This is a genomic window from uncultured Anaerobiospirillum sp., from assembly GCF_902485895.1.
Lineage (GTDB): Bacteria > Pseudomonadota > Gammaproteobacteria > Enterobacterales > Succinivibrionaceae > Anaerobiospirillum > Anaerobiospirillum succiniciproducens.
Window position 1 is genome coordinate 1 of the sequence record NZ_CABTML010000020.1, and the last position, 4,177, is coordinate 4,177.

A 4,177-nucleotide genomic window follows, 5' to 3' on the forward strand; every position below is an offset into this window, starting at 1 on the left:
AAGCCTGCAAACACGGAATAGGCGGATGGATTATGGTGAAGCCTGCAAACACGGAATAGGCGGTTAGATTATGGTGAAGCCTGCAAGCACGGAATAGGCGGTTAGATTATGGTGAAGCCTGCAAGCACGGAATAGGCGGTTGGATTATGGTGAAGCCTGCAAACACAAAATAGCCGGTTAGAATGTGGTTAAGCCTAGCAACATGGAATGGCGTGTTGATTATGAGTGAGCCAGGGCAATGCGGTGTTCGGGGTTGGATTTTGAGGGGGGTGATTAATGTTTTTGTGGATGAAAAAAAGCCCTCGCTACAATGTGTTTAAGCATTGGAGCAAGGGCCTCACGAGTCTTAGTAGTTTGCAATAGAATCGATAATAAGTTAGGAATTAACCTAAGTATTTAATCAATGTGGAGCGAACAGCACCTGGTGCGCGGATCATCTCTTTGAATAAGTCTTCGATCTTGGTGCCTAAACCGATAGAGTAAAGGTCAACACCGAAAAGAGTTGGGTTGCTTAAAATTGGATGGAGCTTGTCACCAACACTATCTACCTTGCCAAACTCGATACCTGCCATCTTGGAAGTGAGCTCCTCATTAAGAGGATCGTCAGATAAGCTAAAGGCATTACCCTTATCATCAATGGCTAAGAGGTAGCGCATCCAGCCAGCAATAGCAAGAGGTAGTGCGGTAAGCTCAGTTGCGTCTAAGCCTTTCTTCTTATAGTTCTTTAAGGTTTCACCAAAGCGCACTGGTACCTTCTGAGATGTATCTGTAGCAATACGTTGAGGAGAGTCAGGCAGACACTTGTTAGTCAGACGCTGCTCGATAACTTCAGTTAAGAAGTCACGTGGGTTGAGGATCTTAGGATCATCGACTACCTTTAAGCCCTCGTCATAGCCAAGCTTCTTAACTAAAGCTACTAACTGAGGATCATCCATCTCTGCGGCAATGCGCTCATAGCCAAGCACACAACCGTAAACTGCTAAGGCAGTATGCAGAGGGTTTAAGCAAGTAGTAACCTTCATGCGCTCGCACAGATCGACGCCTGCACCATCAGTAAAGAGCACGCCAGCCTTCTCAAGTGGTGGGCGGCCATTTGGGAACTTATCTTCAACGATAAGGTATTGAGGTTTTTCAGCGTTAACAAATGGAGCAATGAAAGAGCCACGAGCGGTCTTGATTGGTTCCATATCTTCAATGCCGCGATCTTTGAGTAATGCAGCAATGGAAGCGTCTGGACGAGGGGTAATCTTGTCGATCATGGTCCAAGGGAAAGATACCTTAGACTCATCTTCTAAGTATGCAATAAAGGCTGCATCTACAAAGCCCTTATCTAACCATGCCTTAGCGATCTCTAAAACTGCAGCTTTAAGTTTGTCGCCATTGTGAGAGCAGTTATCCATTGAAACCATGGCAATTGGTTTGGCACCGGCCTTAAAGCGCTCATGCAGCAGAGCTACAGTCCATGACATGGCGTGGCCAACCTTGCTAGGTCCTGAGGCCATATCTAACTTCACTTGCTCAAGGTAGTCACCATCGATACCACGAATGGCATAACCCTTTTCGGTAATGGTGTAGGAGACTAACTGTACAGATGGTTTAGCAATCAGTGCTTTAACTTCACTTTCGTCTTCTTTAGCAGTGCCGTTGAGCTTATAGCCATGCACAACTGAGCCAATTACACGCAGCTCTACATTGGTGTCAGGAAGTAAGGTAACTTCCATAGTGAGCTTGTCATGAGGAGTGAACACGTCATCAATGATGGCACCATCATAAACAGAGAGAGTCTGAATGCCTGAGCTTTGATCGCCACTGTCTAAGAGTTGCTGCTGTAAAGAGGCAACAAAACCACGGAAGATATTGCCCGCACCAAAGTGTAACCACACTGGATTGTTGCGGCTTTCCTCTTGTACCTTTGCTACATCAAACTTTGGCAGGGTAACGTTAGCTGCAGCAAAGGCAGCAGTGTCCTTAATGCCTTGTAAAGTAACCTTCATGACCAACCCTCTTGGCGATTGCAATACACCTTAGGCAATGTGTTGAATGCTAAGGCAAATGCATATATCTAAGACTTAGTACACTATGAGCAAACTTTGATAAGTAAAACGTATAGCTCAAATTACCGTTTGACCAAAATAAGGCCATGTTGAAAGCTTTAAGCGTCAAACATGGCCTTATCGATATACTTTGCTAGAACTGTTCAGATTCTAGTACTTACTCTGTCTTAATCTCAGATTACTTCCAAGGAGCGGTAACTGAGTTGATGTTGTCAGGGTAAGGCATGCCTTTACCCTTACGAATGGCCTCTTCAAGACCAATTAAATAGGTTGCGCCTAAGGCACGATCGTATAAGCCGTAACCTGGGCGAGCAATCTCACCCCAGATCTCACGACCATGATCTGGACGAATAATGCCGTTGAAGCCCATTTCAACTAAGGCCTTCATGATCTCATAGAGATCTAAGCTGCCAGTGCAGGAAACGTGTGAGCTCTCGTGGAACTGGTGATCGCCAGTGTGCAGAACGTTACGTACGTGTGCAAAGTGAATGCGCTTAGCAATGATTGGATTACGAATGATCTTTGGCAGATTGTTATTAGGATTAGAACCTAATGAGCCAGTGCAAATGGTGAAACCATTTAATGGGCTGTCATATAAGCCTGCAATCTTAACGAGGTCTTCTTCAGACTTGGTAATACGTGGAATACCAAAGAGATCGTAAGAAGGATCATCAGGGTGAACACCCATCTTGATGTTGTACTTCTCACAAGTAGGCATAATGGCCTCTAAGAAGTACTTGAAGTTAGCACGTAGCTCATCGCCGGTCATGCCCTTGAACTTGTTAATCTGCGCAGTGATTTCGTCCTTACGGCTCAGCTCCCAACCTGGCATTTCAAAGCCATTGGAGTTGTTAGCAATACGCTCAAACATATCCTCAGCGCTAAGACCTTCAATTTCCTTACCGTCGTATGCTAAAGCGGTAGAACCATCTTCAAGAGGAAGAGCTAAATCGGTACGAGTCCAGTCGAATACAGGCATGAAGTTGTAGCAAACGAGGTGAATGTCGTTCTTGCCTACAGCTTCAAGAGACTTAATGTAGTTCTCAATATACATATCACGAGTAGAAGCACCGTACTTGATGTCCTCGTGAACATTAATGCTTTCGATACCTAAAAGCTTAAGTCCGTTCTTTTCAACCAAAGCCTTACGCTCACGGACCATGTCCTCAGGCCATGGTTCACCAGCTGGAAGCTCATGCAGTGCAGTGATGATACCTTCCATTCCTGGAACCTGACGGATTTGTTGCAGAGTAATGCTGTCCTGCTCAGGGCCGAACCAACGCATAGTCATGTGCATCATAAGAATAACTCTCCGCTTGCAGTAGAAATCTTTGGCGTCACATATGAGGCGAAAAGCTAGCAGTGAAATAAAGACTGCTATTGGTGCTTAGCTACCAAAGCTATATGTGCAACTTAGATGAAGCTTAATTGTGCCTTTATATCCAAAGACATCGCATTTTCTGATTAAACTCTGCATGTCCAATAGGATATATGTGATGTGCTAAGTATAAGACTTTTATGCTCTGTATACTAGTATACAAGTAGATAAATTTGAGTAAATTTTCAGCAAGTTTACAAAATTGTGATCAGCTATAACTTTTTACACTGACATACAAGTAATGTAAATCTAGCTATAGACTATTTTCCCGCAAACATCAGGTTTGTTTGAGTGATGATTATTACCATACTTGTATACAAGTTAGTCAAATATGGTTGCTTGTTAACGCATATTCCAGGTTGAGTTGCTTGTTTTTCATTGCTTGAGCTCTAGTATAAAGTCGCAAGTGTTGAGTGAAACTAAATGAACTATTGAATGAACATGACTGCAGCTTCTGTATGTACAGTCAATAGATGCATGTAGTGAAGCTACACGCGCTAAACTTTTCTAGCTGCAGTAGATCAATGCTGTCACATACACAGACATGGGGGCTCTATAGTTGTAAGTAATAAGGTGAGCTTGTCTTTATGACGATAATTGCTTAATGATGAGCGAGCAATTTACTCACGGTCTGTTGCCAGTGGTGGGTGGTTGAAACTGACATTGGGGAGTTGTGTCTATAATTTAAGAATGGCATATAAAAGACAATTATCTTTTTATAGACCCAGCTGCTCAGTGCTATTAA

Annotated in this window: 2 protein-coding genes; both read right to left on the reverse strand. The window is 43.6% G+C overall.

Features of this window, described 5'->3' with window-relative positions; all coding sequences use genetic code 11:
• Positions 1-383 precede the first annotated feature (383 nt).
• Positions 384-1,994 carry a mannitol dehydrogenase family protein gene (locus RDO37_RS01820; RefSeq protein ID WP_308497916.1) on the reverse strand — a complete coding sequence of 537 codons (1,611 nt, stop codon included), beginning with the start codon at positions 1,992-1,994 and terminating at the stop codon, positions 384-386.
• Between the two features lie 238 nt (positions 1,995-2,232).
• On the reverse strand, positions 2,233-3,354 hold the full coding sequence (locus RDO37_RS01825; RefSeq protein ID WP_281710373.1) for a mannonate dehydratase: 1,122 nt from the start codon (positions 3,352-3,354) through the stop codon (positions 2,233-2,235).
• Between the last annotated feature and the right edge of the window lie 823 nt (positions 3,355-4,177).